Here is an 18617-nt window from a genome sequence, read left to right as displayed (position 1 = left end):
GGAGGCCGCACCGACCTGCCTTGGCATCGCGTGTTTATGCCCTTGGAGAAGCCACATGAAACTGGACAACACCGTCATCGCCATCACCGGCGGCGCCCGCGGCCTGGGCCTGGCCATGGCACAGCGACTCGGCCGGCAGGGCGCGCGCCTCGCCCTGATGGACATGGATGGCGATGCCCTGGACGAGGCCGTCTCCTGCCTGCACGCTGACGGGATCGCCTCGCGCGGCTTCATCGTCAACGTGGCCGATGAGGCCTCGGTGCAGCAGGCCTTCCGCGACATCCTGGACGCACTGGGGCCGGTTCACGGTCTGGTCAACAACGCCGGGATCGTGAAGGACGGGCTGCTGGTCAAGGCCAAGGACGGCAAGGTGGAGAAGCGCCTGCCCCTGCAGCAGTGGCAGCAGGTGATCGATGTCAACCTTACCGGGGTCTTCCTGTGCGGCCGGGAGGCCGCCACGCAGATGATCGAGGCGGGGCACGAGGGCGTGATCGTCAACATCTCGAGCATCTCGCGGGCCGGCAACATGGGGCAGAGCAACTATGCCGCGGCGAAGGCCGGCGTGGTGGCCCTGACCACGACCTGGGCGGCGGAGCTTGCACGCTACGGCATTCGGGTGGGCGCGGTGGCGCCGGGGTTCATCGAGACCGACATGACCGCCTCTATGCGCGAGGACATGCTCGAGAAGCTGACCTCGGGGGTGCCGCTGAGGCGTCTCGGCCAGCCCGAGGACATCGCCGAGAGCGTGGCCTTCATCATGACCAACGAGTACTTCACTGGACGCGTGATCGAGTGCGACGGGGGGCTGCGCCTCTAGCGTCTCGTTCATGAGGCCGACCCCGGGGCGGCCAGGCTAGCGGTGGCTCGAGGCCCCGAGGACGCCGGCACGCGATCGGCCGGCGTCCTGGCGTGACCGGTGGCGAGGAGCGATCAGAACGTCACCTGGTCGGCGAGTCCCTCCACCGTGGCCTCGCCGATGCCGCTCACCCGCATCAGGTCAGCGGCACTCTCGTAGGGGCCGTTGGCCTGGCGGTCCTCGATGATCGCCGAGGCCTTGCTCGGCCCGATGCCGGGCAGCTCGGCCAGCAGTGCCGCGTCGGCGGAGTTGACGTTGATCGGTTCCATCTCCTGGGCGAGGGTCAGGGGCGCGATGCCGAGCAGCATCGCCAGCAGCAGGCAGGACAGGCCGTGCTTGAGTGCGGTCTTCATGATGGCTCTCCTCGAGTCCGGTGGGCAGTGGCCGGCACCACCCTGGGCCGGCCTGCTCCTTCAAGCTAGTGCGGCACTCGCGATCCCTTCGTCATCGATCACGGCGACCTGGCGTCAGCCATGGCCGTCAGCCTCCCGGCGATTTCGACGACCTGCGGCGTAGGCCATGGCTGATATACTGGCCCAGTCCCTTCATCCTGCCAGGAGCCCGACCGTGTCCACCGCTTCTCCCCTGATCATTGCCCTCGACTATGCCTCCCTGGATGCCGCCCTGTGCATGGCCGATCGCCTCGATCCCGCCCGCTGCCGGCTCAAGGTGGGCAAGGAGCTGTTCACCCGCAGTGGCCCGGAGATCCTCGAGGCCCTCCATGGTCGCGGCTTCGAGGTGTTCCTGGACCTCAAGTTCCACGACATTCCCAACACCGTGGCGGGTGCGGTCCAGGCCGCGGCCGACCAGGGGGTATGGATGGTGAACGTGCATGCCGCCGGGGGAAGGCGGATGATGGCCGCCGCCCGGGAGAGGCTGGATCGCCATGGGCTGACGACACACCTGATCGCGGTGACGGTGCTGACCAGCATGGAGCAGGCCGACCTGGTCGAGGTGGGAGTGTCATCGACCCCTGCCGAGCAGGTCGAGCGCCTGGCCGCGCTGGCCCGCGACAGCGGCATGGACGGCGTGGTCTGTTCGGCCCAGGAGGCTCGTCGCCTGCAGGCGCTGTGCGGCACCGACTTCCTCAAGGTGACGCCCGGCATCCGCCCGAGCTTTGCCGCCGCCGGGGACCAGCGGCGCGTGATGACCCCTGCCGAGGCCCTGCGGGCCGGCAGCACGCACCTGGTGGTGGGGCGGCCCGTGACCCAAGCGGAGGATCCGATGGCGGCCCTGACGGCCATCGAGGCGGAGCTCGACGCCGTCTGAGGCCAGACTAGTCCCCGTCGGGACGATCGATCGGCTTGATGGTGCCCCAGCTTCGGCACCGCGGGCACTGCCAGTGCAGCCTTTCGGCGGCGAAGCCGCAGCGTCGACAGCGATGTCGGGGATGGGCGCTGACCAGGCTGAGGGTGTGGCGCTCCAGCAGCGCGATGCGCTCGTCGTCCTCTGCCTGGTCGTGTCGCCGATAGAGCGTCAGCAGGTAGTGGAGCGCCTCGAGGCTCGGCTGTCGCTCGAGCTGCTCGCGGATCAGCGCGAGGGCGTCCTGATCGTTGCCCTGGTGGTGGCGCAGCGTCTCGGCCAGCAGGGTGATCACCGCGGTGGAGGGGGCCTGTTCGAGCAGCTCCCTCAGGCACTGGATCAACCCCTCCTCGTCGTCCAGCAGCCGGTAGGCGTGGGCCAGAGGGTCTAGCAGGGTAGAGGTGAAGGCCGGATCCTGGTCGGGAACGCGTCGCAGCAGCTTGATGGCCTGCCGGTAATGGCCCGTGTCTTGCTCCATGGCGGCCAGCAACAGGTTGGCGCGCACGCAGCGGGGGTCGGTGGCCAGTGCCTGACGCAGGTGACGTCTGGCCAGCACGGGGCTTGCCGAGTGGCGTTCCTGCTCGGCCAGCTCGCAGAGCCAGTGGGCCGCGGCGCGGCGGATGTCATCATGCTGGCGGGTCAGCCTGGGCAGGGCCACCTCCAGCGCGGCCTGCCATTCGCGCTCGCGTTCGAGCAGGTCGACCAGTAGCCGCCTGGCCGAGCCGCGCAGCTCGTCGTCCTGCCCGTCGTGCAGCAGGCTCTGCAGCAGCCGCTCGGCACGGTCGAGCAGGCCCAGGGCGAGGAAGTCCCGGGAGAGCTCGAGCTGGACACGCTCGCTCTGGTCGGTAGTCAGCGTCGGGCGGGCGAGCAGGTTCTGGTGGATCTTCAGCGCCCGATCGGCCTCGCTCCGGTTGCGGAAGAGGTTGCCCAGGGCCAGGTGGGTCTCGACGGTGTCGCTGTTCACCTCCAGCGCGCCGATGAAGGTCTCGATGGCCTGGTCCTGCTGGTCGTTCAGCAGGTAGTTGAGGCCGACGAAATAATCCCTCGACAGCGCCGGCGGCGCTGACGCCTCGCCTACACGTCGCCGTTCCCGTCGGCCCAGCCACCAGCCGGTGGCGATTGCCACCACCAGCAGGGCCAGCAGGAGAACATCGGGCATCTAGGGGAGTTCCTTCATCTCCTGGACGCGCAGACGGTCGAGTTCCTTGCGCTGCTGCTGGTTGTGGCGCTGGGCACGGGTCAGCAGGGTGCGCAGGCGCAGGTAGACGCCACTCATGGCGAGCATGCCGAGCAGCACGCCCACGGCCAGGGCGGCCAGCAGCCAGACGGAGAGCGAGACGGCTGGCAGCTCGATCCAGATGAGGTTCAGGGGCAGGGCCTGCTGGTTGTTGACGGCGAAGAGGATGCCGATCAGCAGTACCGCCAGCAGGATGATGGCCAGGATCAGGCCTTTGAGCCAACGCATGTGCATGTTCCCGTGTCGGTTGAAGGAGAGACGGCGGTCGTTGGTCGCCGTTCAGTAGCCGAGCGCGCGGCTGGCATCCACCTGTTCGCGCAGCTCCTTGCCGGGCTTGAAGTGTGGCACGAACTTGCCCTCGAGTGCGACCGGTTCCCCCGTCTTGGGGTTCCTGCCGACCCGGGGCTCCCGGTAGTGCAGCGAGAAGCTGCCGAAGCCGCGAATCTCCACGCGTCCTCCCTCGGCCAGGGTGTCGGTGATGTCGTCGAGGATCAGGCGCACCGCGGCCTCGACCTCCTTGACCGACAGCTCTGGCTGTCGCATGGCGATCTGTTCGATCAGTTCGGACTTGGTCATCGGCTCGTCTCCGTGCGGTCCTGCCTGGGTCGGCGCGATCCCGGCGTTGTTGTTTTTCCAAAGCATACTGTGCAAGTCTCGAGAAAACAACGCACTACGACCTTTTCACGAACCGGCGCGGCGAGAGGGGGCAGTGGGCTGCCGGTAGGGAGGGGGCTCGGGTATACTGGCGCCACATCCATCCGACCCAACGAGGCCGACCTTGAACGACGATTCGTCTCCGGAAGCCGCCCTTCGCAAGCGCCTCTACTGGCACTCCCGTCGCGGCATGTGGGAGCTGGACCTGCTGCTGATTCCCTTCCTCGACCAGTGCTATGGCGACCTGGAGGAGGCGGACCAGGCGGCATTCCGGTCGCTGATCGACGAGGAGGACCAGGACCTGTTCGTCTGGCTGATGCGTCGTGAGTGGCCCGAGGATCCGGCGAGGCGTCGCATCGTCAAGATGATCGTCGACCATGCCGAGACCACCGACAACGATCGCTATCGCAACCTCTAGGCTCTCGCTGGCGGCCCAGGGGCTGGTCGCCGCGGCGGCCGCCGCCCTGGTGGTCGGCGTGGCTCCCCCGTGGGCCGGCATCCTCGCGGTGGGCATGCTCGCCGGGGTGATGGCGACCGTCGCTCGGCGCCGCTGCCATGGCCAGCTGCTCGTCACCCCGACGGCGACGGGCGGCACGAGCTTTTCCTGGCGAGACGACGGGACCCGGCCCTGGCGGCCGGTCACACTGCGGTGTGACTATCTGGGGCCCTGGCTGATCGGGCTGAAACTCGACGGGCGCCGCCTGTGGCTCTGGCCGGACAGCAGCGACCCCGACTCCCTGCGGCGCCTGCGCCGGGCGCTGCTTCCCCTGCCCTGAACTGAATGGAACTGAACGGCCTCCTCGTCATCCCGGGGACGCGGGGCGGGGTAGCTCACCGCGTCTCGAGGTCCTCAAGCCGGATCCGCGAGGGGTGCGGATTCGCCTCGGCGTGGACCGGGCAATCCGGGTTGTAATGCAGGCCACGGGACTCCCTTCTCGCCCGGGCGCTGGCCACGGTGAGTCGCGCCAGGCGTAGGGCATGCCAGAGGTTCGACAGCGCCACAGACGGGGTGGCCTCCCGCACCCGCAGGGCGAGGTCCTGGTACAGCACGCCAAGCTCCCGGGCGGCCTCATCCAGTCCGCGGTCGGTGCGCACGATCGCCACGCGAGCGCTCATCAGCTGGCGCATCTCCTCGCGGATCGTCGCGACGGCCTCCGGGTCCACCACCCGCGTGCCCCAGTGCCTCGGCACCAGGTCGGCGTCTGCCCGGCCCCGGGCCGTGCGCAGCCGCTGGCCGCAGCTGCGCGCATACACCAGGCATTCCAGCAGCGAGTTGCTGGCCATGCGGTTGGCGCCGTGCAGGCCGGTGCAGGCGACTTCGCCGATGGCATGGAGCCCCGGCACCGTGGTGGCGCCCTCGAGGTCCGTGCTCACCCCGCCGCAGCTGTAGTGGGCGGCCGGCACCACGGGAATCGGACGGTGGACGATGTCCAGCCCCCGGCTGGCGCAGTGGGCGTGGATGGTCGGGAAGTGACGGAGGATGGCGCCCTCGCCGAGGTGGCGGATGTCCAGGAAGACATGATCGGTGCCGGTGCGCTGCATCTCGGCATCGATGGCCCGGGCGACCACGTCGCGGGGGGCCAGTTCGGCCCGGGGGTCCACCGCCGGCATGAAGCGCTCGCCGGCGGCGTTGAGCAGCAGGCCTCCCTCGCCGCGCACGGCCTCGCTGACCAGGAAGGCCGGGCCCTCGGGGTCGTAGAGGCAGGTCGGGTGGAACTGCTGGAACTCGAGGTTCATCAGTTCGGCGCCGAGCTCCGCGGCCATCATCATCCCTTCGCCGCTGGCCGGCTGGGGGCTGGTAGTGTGGCGATAGAGGCCGCTGGCGCCGCCGGTCGCGAGCACGGTGTCCTCGGCCGTGAGCTCGTGCAGGCGGCCGTGGGTGTCCAGGCAGCGCGCGCCCCGGCAGCGGCCGGCGACATCGCCGATCAGGCCGATGGCCGTGAGGTCGCCGCGCAGCGTGATCCCCGGGTGGGCATCCACGTGCTGCCTGAGCGTCTCGACCACGGCAAGGCCGGTGGCATCGTCGGCATGGATGATGCGGCGGGCGCCATGACCGCCTTCCCGGGTCAGGTGGTAGGGGTAGCCGGCGTCGGGGCTCGCATCCGGCGTGAAGGGGACGCCGAGGGACAGCAGCCACTCGATGGCGGCCGGCCCCTGCTCGACGGTGAAGCGGACCGCCCGCTCGTCGCACAGGCCATCGCCGGCCACCAGGGTGTCGGCGACATGGGCCTCGATGTCGTCCTGGGGGGAGAGCACGGCGGCGATGCCCCCCTGGGCCCAACGGCTGGCTCCCTGGTCGTCGCTGGTCGGTCGCAGCAGCGTGACCCGGCGATGATCGGCCACTTCCAGTGCCAGCACCAGTCCGGCGACCCCGCCGCCGATGACCAGCACGTCATGCTCGCTGTCCGTCATCTGCCTTTCCTTCTTGCGTGATGGTCCCCGGCGGCCGATGGGGTGTCGGTGAGGCCGTGGTCGGGCGCCCGGCGTCGCAGTCGCCGGCTGGGCAGGCGCTCCAGGTCACCGAGGCGCCGGGTCAGGTCGGCGGTGAGGCGTGCCAGCTCCCGATTGAGCCACAGATAGCCGCCGGGGCTGAAGAGGCGTCTGCCGTCGCTGGTCCGGGCGTTGGCGGCCAGCTCGGCGTGACGCTCCAGCTCGAAGCGGGTGATCGAGACGTCGACCGGCCGCCCGGTGCGAACCTGGAAGGCCAGGGTGCCGATGCCGCGGGCCAGGGTGTGCTGCTCCTCGCGCAGTCCGGTCATGGCCTCGATGTGATCGTGCCCGTCGCGGCTCGTCCAGTGGGTCTCGAGCAACAGCTCGATGGTCGAGAGCATGCGCCGCTGCAGCGAGATGAGGTCATCCAGCTCCTGGCGGTTCAGTCGCCTTTCTCGGTGGATGGCGTCCACCAGGCCGCGCTGCTTGACCAGCACGCTGCTGGTGGCCTTGAGCAGCTCGCGGCTGTCGATGTCCGAGGCGGCGGTGGCGGTGGTGTGAGCATGATAGAGACGGGCCATGCGGTCCAGGTTGTCGGCCATCATGAAGCGCATCATGTCGGTGGCCTTCTGGGGCAGCACCAGCACCGTCACGGTGATGCCCACCAGGGTGCCGAGCAGCACGTCGAAGGCTCGCCACATGCCGATATCGAGTTCCCTGGTGCCGTCGCCGACCACCAGCAGCAGGCTGATGGCGAACATCAGGCCGCTGTAGCCGTGACGGTTGCCGAAGGTCAACCAGGTGGCAGCGGCGATGCCGGCGAGGGTGGCAATGGGGACGAGGGGCGGCCAGGTCAGCGGCAGCAGGATCAGCAACAGGCCCCAGCCGGCACCGAGCGCGGTCCCCAGCAGGCGCTGGCGCCCCTTGTCGAGCACGCCGCCGATGTGCGGGAGGTTGCCCATCACCATGACGGTGCTGACCAGGGCCCAGCCGCTGTGCTGGATGGCGAAGAACTCGATGATGCCGAAGGTGATGCAGAGGGCCAGCACGACGCGCAGCACGTGCAGCTTGCGACGGTGCTGATAGTTGAAGTAGGGGTCGCGCAGGCGCGGCAGGATCATGACATGGCGTCCCGTTGGAGGGTCACGCCCGACGCTTGCCGGAAGGGTGCGGGTTAGCTGGTGCCCGGAGCCGGGCTCGAACCGGCACGGTGTTTCCACCGAGGGATTTTAAGTCCCTTGCGTCTACCAATTTCGCCATCCGGGCGGCACGGTTCCGAGCGGGCAGCTGGGGAATAATGGAGGCTGGAGTCGGAATCGAACCGGCGTACACGGAGTTGCAGTCCGCTGCATAACCACTCTGCCATCCAGCCTCATGAGTCGTGCCATTCGTGGGGAATGGAGCGGGAAACGAGATTCGATGGGGCTGCCATCAGTCGAACCGGCGTTCCGGCTCGCGACCCTCGCTGTCGCACGCATTGACTCAGCTTTGGTGCTCTTCGAGTCTGGAGCGGGAAACGAGATTCGAACTCGCGACCCTCGCCTTGGCAAGGCGATGCTCTACCACTGAGCTATTCCCGCCTGACTCGAGTGCGAATTATACGGATAAGTCGGTGACTGTCAAACACTTTTCGTGAATATTCAGCGCATGGAGCTGCTGAGGTGGGGCCAGGCCGCCCGCAGGTAGAGGATCATCGACCAGAGCGTCAGCAGGGCGGCCACATAGAGGGTCACCACGCCCAGCAGGGCGATGGGGCTACCGGGGGCGAAGGCCAGCAGCACCAGCAGGGCGATCATCTGCAGCGTGGTCTTGACCTTGCCGATCCAGGAGACCGCCACCTGGCCACGCTTGCCCATCTCGGCCATCCACTCGCGCAGGGCGGAGATCACGATCTCGCGGCCGATGATCACCAGCGCCGGGAGGGTCAGCCAGACCGCGTCATAGCGCTCGATCAGAAGGGCCAGGGCCACGGCGACCATCAGCTTGTCGGCCACCGGGTCGAGGAAGGCGCCGAAGGGGGTGGACTGGTCCCAGCGCCGGGCCAGGTAGCCGTCCAGCCAGTCGGTCACTGCGGCCAGGCCGAACATGCCGGCAGCCAGCGGCATGCTCCAGCTGAAGGGCAGGTAGAACAGCACCACCAGCATCGGAATGAAGAGGATTCTGGCCAGGGTGAGGAGGTTGGGTATGTTCATCGAGAGCTGCGTTCCTTGCCTTGGGGGTGCCGGGAAATCCCCTCATTCTATCCGCCCGGGCCCGGCTCATCCATGCAGGGCGCGATGAATCGTCTCTGCCAGGGTGGCGCTGATGCCCGGGACCCGGGCCAGCTCCTCGCGACTGGCCTGCTTGACGCCGTGCAGGCCGCCGAAGAAGCGCAGCAGCTCGCGGCGCCGGCGCGGGCCGACCCCGGGGATGTCCTGCAGGGTCGAGGTGCGCCGGGTCTTGTCCCGCCGTGCCCGGTGGCCGGCGATGGCGAAGCGGTGCGATTCGTCACGGATATGCTGGATCAGGTGCAGGGCGGGGGAGGCGCCATCGAGGTCCAGGCTGCGATCGACGGTCTCGACGAACAGCGTCTCCAGGCCCGCTTTCCGGGTGGTGCCCTTGGCCACGCCGAGCAGCGTGACGCCGCTGACGCCGAGCTCGGCGAAGACCTCGCGGGCCATGTTCAGCTGTCCCTTGCCGCCATCGACGATCAGGATGTCCGGCCGCTCGCCTTCCCCCTCGGCCAGGCGCTTGAAGCGACGGGTCAGGGCCTGGCGCATGGCGGCATAGTCGTCGCCGGCCGCCACGCCCTCGATGTTGAAGCGCCGGTAGTCGGACTTGCGCGGGCCACCCTCGTCGAACACCACGCAGGACGCCACGGTGGCCTCCCCATGGCTGTGGCTGATGTCGAAACACTCCAGCCGTTGTGGCGTGCTCTCGAGGTCGAGGGTCTCGCGCAGCGCCTCGAAGCGCTTCGACAGCTGGGTCTGGCTCGCCAGCTGGCTGGCCAGCTGCTGTTCGGCATTGGTGCGGGCCAGCTCGCGCCATTGCGCCCGGTGGCCGCGCACCTGGTCGGTCAGGCGGATGCGCTTGCCGGCCCGTTCGCCGAGCGCCCGAGCGATCAGGTCGGCATCCGGCACGGGGTGGCTGGTGATCACCTCGGCCGGGATCTCCCGCGCCTGGCCCAGATAGAACTGGCTGATGAAGTCGCCGAGCAGGGCCTCGGGCCCCAGGTCCAGCCCGTTGGCGGGAGCATGGTGACGGGCCCCCAGCAGGCGGCCCTGGCGCACCGTGAGCACCGAGATGCACAGCGCCCCGGGCCGGCTCGCCAGGGCGAAGACATCGGCATCGCCGCCGCCGGTGTCGACGAACTGGCGCTGCTGGAGCTGGCGCAGGTGCTGGACCTGGTCGCGCAGCCGGGCGGCCTCCTCGAAGTCCAGGCGGCCGCTCGCGGCTTCCATGGCCTCGGTCAGCTCACGGGTCACCGCCTCGCTCCTGCCCTCCAGGCACATCACCGCATGCTCCAGGTCGCGGCGATAGTCCGCCTCGCTGATGTAGCCTACGCAGGGTGCACTGCAGCGGTGGATCTGGTACTGCAGGCAGGGCCTCGTGCGGTGGGCAAAGACGCTGTCCTCGCAGTTGCGGATGCGGAAGATCTTCTGCATCAGCGACAGGCTCTCGCGCACGGCGCCGCTGCTGGGGTAGGGCCCCAGATAGCGCCCGTCGTCACGGCGCACCCGGGCACGCTTGTACTCCAGGGCCGGGAAGGGGTGGCGGTCGGTGACGAAGACGAAGGGGTAGGACTTGTCGTCGCGCAGCAGGATGTTGTAGGCCGGACGCAGTTCCTTGATCAGCGTCTGCTCGAGCAGCAGCGCCTCGGTCTCGCTGTTGGTCACCGTGACCTGGATATCGGCGATCCGGCCCACCAGGGCCTGGGTCTTGGTGTTCAACGCGCCGCGGAAGTAGCTGGCCAGGCGTGCCCGGAGCCGACGGGCCTTGCCGATGTAGAGGGTCTCGCCCTGCTCGTCGAGCATGCGGTAAACCCCAGGTGACTCGCTGACGCTGCCGAGGAAGTCGCGGGAATCGAAGCTCATGGTCGCGGCGTGCCGGAAGAGGATGGCGGAGCCGCCATCCTAACAGAATCGTCCGGGCGGCAAGGGGCTCAATCGGCCTCGGTGAACCCGTCCACCAGGCCGTGGCGCAGGCCGAGATGGGTCAACTCGACGTCGGAGGCCACCCCGAGCTTCTCGAAGATCCGGTAGCGGTAGGTATTGACGGTCTTGGGGCTGAGGAACATGCGGTCGGCGATGTCGGCGACCCGCTGGCAGTTGACGACCATCATCGCCACCTGGAGCTCGCGCTGGGAGAGCTGGTCGAAGGGGTTGTCCGGCGCGTCGATGCGCGACAGCACCAGCCGCTGGGCGATTTCGGGGCTGACATAGCGCTTGCCGCCGAACACGCAGTGGATGGCCTCGACCATCTCGTCCTGCTGGCAGCCCTTGCTGATGAAACCGTGGGCCCCGGCCTCGAGCAGGCGCTGGGCAAAGGTCTCCTCGATGAAGGCGGTCAGGACCAGGATGCGGATGTCACTGGCGAAGCGGTGGATCTTGCGCGTGGCTTCCAGGCCGCCGATGCCGGGCATGCGGATATCCATCAGCACGATGTCCGGCTCGAGCTTGCGAGCCATGGTGATCGCATCCTCACCGTTGGAGGCCTCGCCGACCACGCGAATCCCGCGCTCGGCATTCAGCAGGTGGGCGATGCTGGTCCGCACCAGGTGGTGGTCATCGGCGACGAGAACCCTGATCACTCGGACGCTCCTGAATGATGGTGGACAACTATCGACTCGGGACGCCTGCGAGATAACGGCGCGCCCTGATTCGACCGGCTCGTTCATGATGTGGCTAGGGTGGCACATTCTGCTCCTAAGTGTAATTGGTACAAGGGAGTAGAAACGAGTTCCCGTTCGGGGCTTGACGGGGGGCAGGGCGCGTCGTATGATACGCCCCGTTCTCGCAAGGCGGGACGCAGTGGGGCCTTAGCTCAGCTGGGAGAGCGCAACACTGGCAGTGTTGAGGTCAGCGGTTCGATCCCGCTAGGCTCCACCATGAAACATCACGCAAACGCCGCCGGAAGCCATGCTTCCGGCGGCGTTTTCGCGTGGGCACTCGTCGGCCTGCCCGCGAGTCATGGAACGCGCTCACCAACGCCACGCTTCCATCAGGATCCATAAGCGCTAAAGTACGCTATAGCTCTAGACCGTCGGGGAGATCACCGTGGAGTACCGCTTCCAGCGTCGCATTCGTCTCGCACCCGGTGTGCGGCTCATCAGCACCCGGCTGCGTCCCGGCCTCTCGGTCGGCCCGCCGGGCATCGAGCTGGTGGTCGGGCGCGGGGAGGGCGAGGGGCAGCCGGTGAACCTCGAGATCACCGCCAGCGGGGAGATCCGCTACCGGCACGGCGATGGCACCCGGATGTCCGCCGCCGAGGCCCGGGCGCTGCGTCGAGATGCCGAGGAGGAGCTGCGCGACGCCCTCCAGGCGCACTGCGAGCGTCTCAATGCCAGCCTCGACCGGCTCGGTCGGTTGCACGAGCAGACGCCCTGTCCGGATGCCATCGGGTATGAGCCTCGCAGCTATCCGGAGCCGCCGCCCATCCCGGTCATCCTGGAGCGGCCGTCCTGGTGGCAGGGGGTCTGGGGCCCGGCCCGGCAGCGCCTGCAGGAGGAGAATGCCCGGCGCCAGGCCGAGCACGCCGAGGCCTATCGGGCCTGGGAGTGGCGCAAGGCCGAGTTCGATGCCCAGGAGTTCCAGCGGCAGCAGCGCGAGGAGGAGGCGACCTGGGAGGACCCGGACGCCATGCAGCAGACCCTCACCGAACGCCTGGAGGAGATCGACTGGCCTCGCGAGACGCTGATCGATTTCGAGCTGGTGGACGACTGTCGCACCATCGCCCTGGACATCGAACTGCCCGGTGAGCAGGAGCTGCCCGACCGCCACTGGAGCATGCCCGCCAAGCGGATCAAGCTGACGCCCCACCGGCTCACGGCCACTCGGCAACGCCAGCTCTATCAGGCGTACCTGCATGGCGTGGCCTTTCGTGTGCTCGGCGCGGTCTTCGCGCGCCTGCCGCGGACCGAGCTCGTCCTGCTGTCCGGCTATCGGCCCGTCGCCGATTCCTCCGACGGAGACGCCTCTCCCTCCTACCTCTTCAGCGTCAAGGTCACCCGCGAGCAGTGGGAGCGGCTCGACTTCGACCGCCTGGAAGCGCTCGATCCCGGCGAGGCCATGAAGGCCTTCACCCTGCGCCGTGACATCACCCGCACCGGTGACTTCCGCGTCATCGAACCCTTCGCGCCCGACTGGCGCTGGCGCTAGGCGACCCCCGAGCCGGGGAGGGCAACGGCTCGGGGGTTGATCCAGGTCAAGGCGGCGTCGCCGTCGCACCGCGTCTCGCCCGGGCGAGGCGCTCGGGCCTTCCGACCCGGACGATCCCTGCTAGCTTGACGACAGGGACGTGACGATGGGGGAGACGGTGATGGAAGAGGCCTTCGAGCTTGCCGACGATCTGGGACCCGAGAAGGTCCTCTACCTGCATGACCCGGCCGCCGGGCTCCGGGCGATCCTGGTGGTCGACAACGTGGCGGCGGGGCCGGCCATCGGCGGGACGCGTATGGCGCCCGACGTGAGCCTGGCGGAGTGCGCGCGACTGGCGCGTGCCATGACCCTCAAGAACGCGGCGGCCTCGTTGCCTCACGGCGGTGCCAAGGCGGTGATCTTCGCCGATCCCGGGATGGCGGTCGCCGACAAGGAGAGGCTGGTACGCGCCTACGCCCATGCCCTGAAGGACGTGCGGGATTACATCCCGGGGCCTGACATGGGCACCGACGAGACCGCCATGGCCTGGGTGCACGACATGATCGGCCGTTCCGTTGGGCTGCCCCGGGAGATCGGCGGCATTCCGCTGGACGAGATCGGGGCCACCGGGTTCGGGCTGGCCGTCGCCCTCGAGGCGGCCGAGCCCTTCGGGGCCGTCCCGGTCGCCGGGGCTCGCGTCGCCCTGCAGGGGTTCGGGGCGGTCGGCATGCATGCCGCCCGCCACCTGGCCGAACGGGGAGCCCGGATCGTGGCGGCCTCGGATTCCACGGGGTGCCTGCTCCGTGCCGAGGGCCTCGATGTGCCGGCGCTGATCGACTGGAAGCGGCAGGGCCGGTCGGTGGCGGACTTCCCGGACGGGGAGTCAAGGCCACGTGACGCCATCATCGATGTCGACTGCGACATCTGGATCCCCGCGGCGCGGCCCGACGTCATCCACGAGGGCAACGTCGAGCGTCTGCGTGCCCGGGTCGTGGTGGAAGGGGCCAACATCCCGCTGACCGAGGGCGCCGAGCGGCGGCTCGCCGAACGCGGCGTGCTGGTGCTGCCGGACTTCATCGTCAATGCCGGCGGGGTGATCTGCGCGGCGCTCGAGTATCACGGCGGTCGCGAGGGCGAGGCCCTCGAGACCATCGCCGAGAAGATCCGGGCCAATGTCGCGGCGGTGCTGCGCCGGGCCGAGCAGGGCCAGGTGCTGCCCCGCGACGCCGCCGTGGCGCTGGCGAAGGAGCGGGTCCTGGCCGCCATGCGCTATCGCCGGACCTGCTGAAAGCAGGCGGCCGGTCCAGGGACCGGCCGGCGGCGCGGGTTGGGTGCGAGAGCCGCTCAGTCGGAGTCGGCCTGGCCCGCGGTGAGGATGTGGTGCAGGCCGGCGCACTCCACCATGGGGTCCTCGCAGTTCACCACGATGTCGGAGTGCGCCAGGACGTAGCTCTTGCCGGTGATGGTGTTCTCTACCACCCGGTGGGGGCCTTCCTGGTGGGAGCCGGTGAACTCGCCGATGAAGCCGGTCTCGCGGAGCGAGATGGTTTCCAGCCGATCGCCCGGCTGGATGCGCCCCTCATGGTGCATCAGGGCCAGCCGGGCGGAGGTGCCGGTGCCGGTGGTGCTGCGGCAGATCACGCCCGGGTGCACGTAGGTGGTCGAACGGGAGCGATAGTAGCCATCGGCGACTTGCTCGACGGGCCCCATGAAATGCAGGAAGGGCAGCGGTCCCACGTCACCAAGGGTGTAGTGGGAGAAGCCGCGCTCGGCCTGGATTGCCTCGACGATCCGGTGGGCGCAATCGGCCAGTGCCCGCTCCTCCTCGCGCACCAGGGAAAAGCCCAGTTCGCTGGCGTCCACCAGGGCGTAGAAGCCGCCGCTGTACGCCACCGAGTAGGTCACGTCGCCCAGGGTCGGCACATGGATGCTGTCGCGGTAGGTGTCGATGTAGCTCGGCAGCCCCGCACAGGTGATCGCCTCCACCACGCCGTTCTCGACCAGCGCCTCGATCTGCACCAGCCCGGCCGGGGACTCGAGCTTGAAGTTCTGGCGTCCCTCCTGCTTGGGCACCAGGCCGCTCTCCAGCACCGCCGTGGCGGTGCAGATGGTGTTGGAGCCGGAATAGATCGGATAGCCCATCACCTCCATGATGATGTAGCCCACCACGGCCTCGGGGTCGCTGGCGGGCACCAGCAGGTCCACCGACATCTCGGGAATGCCGTAGGGTTCCTCCAGCAGCAGCCGACGCAGGCCGTCTGCGTCGTCGCGCAGGTAGTGCATCTGGTCGCGTACGGTGGCGCCGGGCAACGGCATGATGCCGCCGACCACGATGCGGCTGACGTCGCCGCCGGCATGGGTATCGATCAGCTGTAGGGTCAGTGACGGGGTCATGGTTGCTCCTGGAGGGCGTAGGGTGCGCCATGCTCGGCCCACTCGCTGTCGGGGACGATGACGATCTTCCCCAGGTAGTTGCTGCCGCGATTGACGAAGTAGCGTTCCGCCTCGTGGAGCGCGGAGAGCCGGAAGGCGGCATGCAGCACGGGCCTGAGCTGGCCCGCACGTATCCACGCCACCAGCTGCTCGGCCTCCTCGCGGGTGCCGTGGGAGACGCCGAAGATCTGCACCTGGTAGAGGTAGATGCGCGTCCACATGATCTCGCTGAGGTTCCCGCCGCTGGCGCCGGCGATGGAGAGCCGCGGATAGGTCGCCCGCCCGGCCATGTCGACGATCATGGTGTCGATGAAGCGGTCGGTCATCTCCCCGCCCACCAGGTCCATCACCGCGTCGATGGGCGCGCCTGCGGTGGCCTCGAGCACCCGGTCGACGAAGGTCGGCAGGTCGCCCCGGTCGATGACCGCCTCGGCGCCCAGCGCCAGCAGGGCATCGGCCTTATCCGGTTGGCTCACGGCGTAGGGGATGGCGCCGACGATCCGGCACAGCTGGATCAGCGCCGTGCCCACGCCGCCGCTGGCCCCGGTGACGAGCACCCGCTCGCCCGCGGCGACGCGGGCCGAGGTCATCATGTGGTAGGCGGTCTGGTAGGAGCACATGCCCATGGCCGCCAGCTCGGCATCGGCCAGCTCGGGGTTGGGCACGTGATGGAACTGACCGGACGGCACGGCGACATATTCGGCGAAGCCGCCGTCGGCGCCGTGGCCGTAGTAGTCCGGCGTGAGGTTGATGTCGGGGCGCTGGTCGGCGTAGAGGTTGAAGTCGAGCAGCCCCCGCTCACCGATGCGCGAGGGCGCGACGCCGTCGCCCACCGCCACCACGCGGCCGGCGATGTCGGCCCCCTGGATGCGCGGGAAGGTCAGGGTCGGCGAGCCGCCCATGGCGAAGGAGGTCACCTCGCCCTTGTCCTTGGTGGGGTAGAGGCCCTCGCGCGCCTTGCGGTCGGTGTTGTTCTTCGCGGTCGCCGTGACCTTCACCAGCACCTCGCCGGGTCCGGGCTGCGGCACGCTCACGTCCTTGCGATAGACCAGCCTGTCGACGCCGCCATGCCCGGTCAGCAGCATGGCCGCCATGGTCTCGGGAATGCTCTCGCTGCTCACGGGCTACCTCCTGTCATCGGGGTCGGGATTCGAGGTGACGATAGCAGACTTCCCCGGCTCGACGTCATCCCTTTCAGCGCCCTTGCCGACGCGGTCGTGCCCGTCGGGAGAAGGGGGCGTGAATCGGGGCCGGGCGCCTCAGCCGTCGCGGTGCCAGAAGGGCTGGCCCACCGTCGGCGTGGACGGGCTCGCGGTCTGGCGCCGCTGCATCAGCCCGGCGCGATAGGCGCTGCGCCCGGCGTCGATCGCGCCGGCGAAGGCCTCGGCCATCAGCGCCGGCCGATGGGCCCGGGCCACGGCGGTGTTCAGCAGGACCCCGTCGAAGCCCATCTCCATGGCCTCGGCGGCCTGGGAGGGTGCCCCCAGGCCGGCATCGATGATCAGCGGTACGTCGAGCCGCTCGCGCAGGGTCCGCAGGGCATAGCGGTTCATCAGCCCGCGGCCGGTGCCGATGGGCGAGCCCCAGGGCATCAGCGCCTCGCAGCCCGCGTCGCGCAGTCGCTGGCAGAGCACCAGGTCGTCTGTGCAGTAGGGCAGCACCTTGAAGCCCTGGTCGATGAGCTCCCGGGCGGCCTCCAGCAGGCCGAAGGGGTCCGGCTGCAGGTTGTAGTCATCGCCGACCACCTCGAGCTTGATCCAGGGCGTGTCGAACATCTCGCGGGACATCTGGGACAGCGTGATGGCCTCCCGGGCCGTCCGGCAGCCGGCGGTGTTGGGCAGCAGCCGACAGCCGCTGTCGCGCAGGATCTGCCAGAAGGCGTCGCCGTCGCCCTCGGCGGGGTTCTGGCGGCGAAGCCCCAGGGTGACCATCTCGCAGCCGGCGGCAAGGATCGCCTCCTGCATCACCGCGGGCGAGGGATAGAGGGCCGTGCCCAGCAGGAAGCGACTGGTGAAGGCCTCGCCGTAGAGGGTCAGGGTGTCGTCGTGTCGGTTGTCCATCAGCCGCCTCCCACCGGGGCCACGATATCGATGCGGTCGTCGTCCTCGAGTACCCGCTCGGCGTAGGCTGAACGGGGCACGAACTCGCCGTTGATCGCCACCGCGACCCGCCGATCGGCACAGCGCCAAGCCTGCAGGGCCGTGGCCAGCGGCGTGCCGGCGGGCAGCCGGGTGGTCTCGTCGTTGAGGCTCAGGGTGATCTCGGTCATGCGGCGCTCTCCTGGGGCGGGGGCGTGGCCAGGGTCTCGGCGAAGGGCTGCTCGCCCCGGCCGCGGATCGTGGCCAGCAGGTGGCAGGCCACCGCCGGGGCCAGCAGGTAGCCGTGGCGGAACAGGCCGTTGGCGGTGATCAGCCCGTCGCGCCGGGTGACATGGGGCAGGTTGTCCCGGAAGGCGGGGCGCAGGTTGACCCCCTGCTCCAGGATGCGTGCCTCGGCGAAGGCCGGTGACAGGGTGTAGAGGGCGCTGCCGAGCTCCAGCGAGGACTGCAGCGAGACTGGTGAGCGGTCCTCGCTCTCGATCTGGGTGGCCCCGATGACGAAGCGTTGGTCGGGCTTGGGCACCACGTAGAGCTGGTAGCGCGGATGCATCAGGCGCACCGGGCGCGAGAGGCGGATTTCCGCGGTCTGGACGTGCAGGGTCTCGCCGCGCACGCCGCGCAGGCTGGGGTGGTGCTGGCGAGCGCCGGTACCGCGGCAGTCGACGACCAGATCGAAGGCGCGGCGGCCGTCGCGGGTCTCGACCTCGCCGAGATAGGTCGAGACGGGGCAGTGGGCGTGACAGGTTCCGCCCAGGCGGCGGATCTCGGCCAGCAGGCGAACGAGCAGCGCGCGGTTGTCCAGGTGCGCCTCGTCTGGCAGGTAGAGGCCCTGGCGAAAGCTCGCCGCCAGGTCGGGCTCCAGGCGGTGGATCTCGGCGTCGTCGAGCGTCTGGCAGGGCGGCTCCCCGTCTAGGACGTGGGCGAGGTCGCGACGGAACTGGGTGAGCTCCCCCATGTCCTGGGCGTGGGCCACCATCAGGCTGCCCTGATGATGCCACAGGCCGCTGGCGTCGAGGGCGTCGAGCCAGCGCGGCCACTGGGTCAGGGCGAAGCGCCCCATCTCGTAGACGCTGCGCTCGGAGACCGCGGTCTCGCACAGCGGGGCGACCATGCCGGCCGCCGTCCAGGCGGCGGCGGGGGGGCGGTCCAGGTCGCCGGCGTCATAGAGGGTGACGGCATGGCCGTCGCGCAGCAGCTGCCAGGCGACCAGGCGGCCCAGCAGGCCGGCGCCGGCCACGGCAATGGTGCAATCGTTGGATCGGGTCAAGGCG

General features: G+C 69.2%; 20 protein-coding genes and 4 tRNA genes. 7 read left to right on the top strand and 17 right to left on the bottom strand.

Annotated features, from left to right (window positions below):
* Positions 1-55 precede the first annotated feature (55 nt).
* Entirely contained in the window at positions 56-817 is a 762-nt protein-coding gene (locus BOX17_RS00550) for an SDR family oxidoreductase (RefSeq protein ID WP_071941558.1), read from the top strand.
* 113 nt (positions 818-930) lie between these two features.
* Here the strand turns inward: BOX17_RS00550 and BOX17_RS00545 are convergent, their stop codons facing one another.
* On the bottom strand, positions 931-1209 hold the full coding sequence (locus BOX17_RS00545; protein WP_071941557.1) for a ComEA family DNA-binding protein: 279 nt from the start codon (positions 1207-1209) through the stop codon (positions 931-933).
* Positions 1210-1423: 214 nt separating this feature from the next.
* Here BOX17_RS00545 and pyrF point away from each other — a divergent pair, with 214 nt between their 5' ends.
* Positions 1424-2125, top strand: coding sequence for an orotidine-5'-phosphate decarboxylase (gene pyrF, locus BOX17_RS00540; RefSeq protein WP_071941556.1), 702 nt, complete (start codon positions 1424-1426; stop codon positions 2123-2125).
* Between the two features lie 7 nt (positions 2126-2132).
* Here pyrF and lapB read toward each other — a convergent pair whose 3' ends face one another.
* The 3 genes from lapB to BOX17_RS00525 are packed head-to-tail and all read right to left on the bottom strand — an operon-like array spanning position 2133 to position 3971.
* Positions 2133-3317: a lipopolysaccharide assembly protein LapB gene (lapB, locus tag BOX17_RS00535; RefSeq protein ID WP_071941555.1), complete on the bottom strand. Its 1185-nt coding sequence runs from the start codon at positions 3315-3317 to the stop codon at positions 2133-2135.
* Complete coding sequence (locus BOX17_RS00530; protein WP_071941554.1) at positions 3318-3623, bottom strand: lipopolysaccharide assembly protein LapA domain-containing protein; 306 nt, start codon at positions 3621-3623, stop codon at positions 3318-3320.
* 51 nt (positions 3624-3674) lie between these two features.
* The gene (locus BOX17_RS00525) at positions 3675-3971 is read right to left on the bottom strand and encodes an integration host factor subunit beta (RefSeq protein ID WP_071941553.1); all 297 of its coding nucleotides are present in this window, start codon (positions 3969-3971) and stop codon (positions 3675-3677) included.
* 202 nt (positions 3972-4173) lie between these two features.
* Between BOX17_RS00525 and BOX17_RS00520 the strand changes: the two genes are divergently transcribed.
* Both BOX17_RS00520 and BOX17_RS00515 read left to right on the top strand, forming a co-directional pair.
* A complete protein-coding gene (locus BOX17_RS00520) occupies positions 4174-4467 on the top strand; it encodes an FAD assembly factor SdhE (protein WP_071941552.1) in 294 nt (97 codons plus the stop codon).
* Complete coding sequence (locus tag BOX17_RS00515) at positions 4427-4825, top strand: hypothetical protein (RefSeq protein WP_125925485.1); 399 nt, start codon at positions 4427-4429, stop codon at positions 4823-4825. The genes BOX17_RS00520 and BOX17_RS00515 overlap by 41 nt, the downstream gene beginning before the upstream one ends.
* A 55-nt stretch (positions 4826-4880) precedes the next feature.
* On the opposite strand, the gene nadB is transcribed toward BOX17_RS00515, so the two are convergent.
* The 8 genes from nadB to uvrY all read right to left on the bottom strand — a co-directional run bounded on the left by nadB (position 4881) and on the right by uvrY (position 11268).
* Positions 4881-6461 (bottom strand): L-aspartate oxidase, encoded by a 1581-nt coding sequence (nadB, locus tag BOX17_RS00510; protein WP_071941550.1) that lies wholly within the window; start codon positions 6459-6461, stop codon positions 4881-4883.
* Positions 6458-7600: an FUSC family protein gene (locus tag BOX17_RS00505; protein WP_071941549.1), complete on the bottom strand. Its 1143-nt coding sequence runs from the start codon at positions 7598-7600 to the stop codon at positions 6458-6460. The genes nadB and BOX17_RS00505 overlap by 4 nt, the downstream gene beginning before the upstream one ends.
* Before the next feature lie 58 nt (positions 7601-7658).
* Positions 7659-7745: transfer RNA gene (locus tag BOX17_RS00500), tRNA-Leu, on the bottom strand.
* Between the two features lie 32 nt (positions 7746-7777).
* Positions 7778-7851 (bottom strand) — tRNA-Cys (locus BOX17_RS00495).
* 133 nt (positions 7852-7984) lie between these two features.
* Positions 7985-8059 (bottom strand) — tRNA-Gly (locus BOX17_RS00490).
* Positions 8060-8119: 60 nt separating this feature from the next.
* Positions 8120-8671 carry a CDP-diacylglycerol--glycerol-3-phosphate 3-phosphatidyltransferase gene (gene pgsA / locus BOX17_RS00485; protein WP_071941548.1) on the bottom strand — a complete coding sequence of 184 codons (552 nt, stop codon included), beginning with the start codon at positions 8669-8671 and terminating at the stop codon, positions 8120-8122.
* Positions 8672-8737: 66 nt separating this feature from the next.
* Positions 8738-10552, bottom strand: coding sequence for an excinuclease ABC subunit UvrC (uvrC, locus tag BOX17_RS00480; protein ID WP_071941547.1), 1815 nt, complete (start codon positions 10550-10552; stop codon positions 8738-8740).
* Positions 10553-10620: 68 nt separating this feature from the next.
* A complete protein-coding gene (uvrY, locus tag BOX17_RS00475; protein WP_071941546.1) occupies positions 10621-11268 on the bottom strand; it encodes a UvrY/SirA/GacA family response regulator transcription factor in 648 nt (215 codons plus the stop codon).
* A gap of 222 nt (positions 11269-11490) precedes the next feature.
* On the opposite strand from uvrY, the gene BOX17_RS00470 reads away from it, so the two are divergent.
* The 3 genes from BOX17_RS00470 to BOX17_RS00460 all read left to right on the top strand — a co-directional run bounded on the left by BOX17_RS00470 (position 11491) and on the right by BOX17_RS00460 (position 14102).
* Positions 11491-11566: transfer RNA gene (locus BOX17_RS00470), tRNA-Ala, on the top strand.
* 168 nt (positions 11567-11734) lie between these two features.
* Positions 11735-12835, top strand: a complete 1101-nt coding sequence (locus BOX17_RS00465) for a DUF4236 domain-containing protein (protein ID WP_071941545.1) — start codon at positions 11735-11737, stop codon at positions 12833-12835.
* A 160-nt stretch (positions 12836-12995) separates the two neighbouring features.
* Positions 12996-14102 carry a Glu/Leu/Phe/Val family dehydrogenase gene (locus BOX17_RS00460; protein ID WP_071946518.1) on the top strand — a complete coding sequence of 369 codons (1107 nt, stop codon included), beginning with the start codon at positions 12996-12998 and terminating at the stop codon, positions 14100-14102.
* A 56-nt stretch (positions 14103-14158) separates the two neighbouring features.
* Here the strand turns inward: BOX17_RS00460 and BOX17_RS00455 are convergent, their stop codons facing one another.
* From BOX17_RS00455 to thiO, 5 genes are all read right to left on the bottom strand, one after another.
* The gene (locus tag BOX17_RS00455; protein WP_071941544.1) at positions 14159-15208 is read right to left on the bottom strand and encodes a proline racemase family protein; all 1050 of its coding nucleotides are present in this window, start codon (positions 15206-15208) and stop codon (positions 14159-14161) included.
* Complete coding sequence (locus BOX17_RS00450; RefSeq protein ID WP_071946516.1) at positions 15205-16341, bottom strand: alcohol dehydrogenase catalytic domain-containing protein; 1137 nt, start codon at positions 16339-16341, stop codon at positions 15205-15207. The genes BOX17_RS00455 and BOX17_RS00450 overlap by 4 nt, the downstream gene beginning before the upstream one ends.
* Positions 16342-16506: 165 nt before the next feature.
* On the bottom strand, positions 16507-17307 hold the full coding sequence (locus BOX17_RS00445) for a thiazole synthase (protein ID WP_086830670.1): 801 nt from the start codon (positions 17305-17307) through the stop codon (positions 16507-16509).
* Positions 17307-17516, bottom strand: a complete 210-nt coding sequence (gene thiS / locus BOX17_RS00440; RefSeq protein WP_071941543.1) for a sulfur carrier protein ThiS — start codon at positions 17514-17516, stop codon at positions 17307-17309. The genes BOX17_RS00445 and thiS overlap by 1 nt, the downstream gene beginning before the upstream one ends.
* Positions 17513-18613 carry a glycine oxidase ThiO gene (gene thiO / locus BOX17_RS00435; protein WP_071941542.1) on the bottom strand — a complete coding sequence of 367 codons (1101 nt, stop codon included), beginning with the start codon at positions 18611-18613 and terminating at the stop codon, positions 17513-17515. The genes thiS and thiO overlap by 4 nt, the downstream gene beginning before the upstream one ends.
* Between the last annotated feature and the right edge of the window lie 4 nt (positions 18614-18617).

Source organism: Halomonas aestuarii (assembly GCF_001886615.1).
GTDB classification, from domain to species: domain Bacteria; phylum Pseudomonadota; class Gammaproteobacteria; order Pseudomonadales; family Halomonadaceae; genus Halomonas; species Halomonas aestuarii.
The sequence above is the reverse complement of the archived record's forward strand: the minus strand, read 5'-3'. Positions and strand labels throughout refer to the sequence as shown.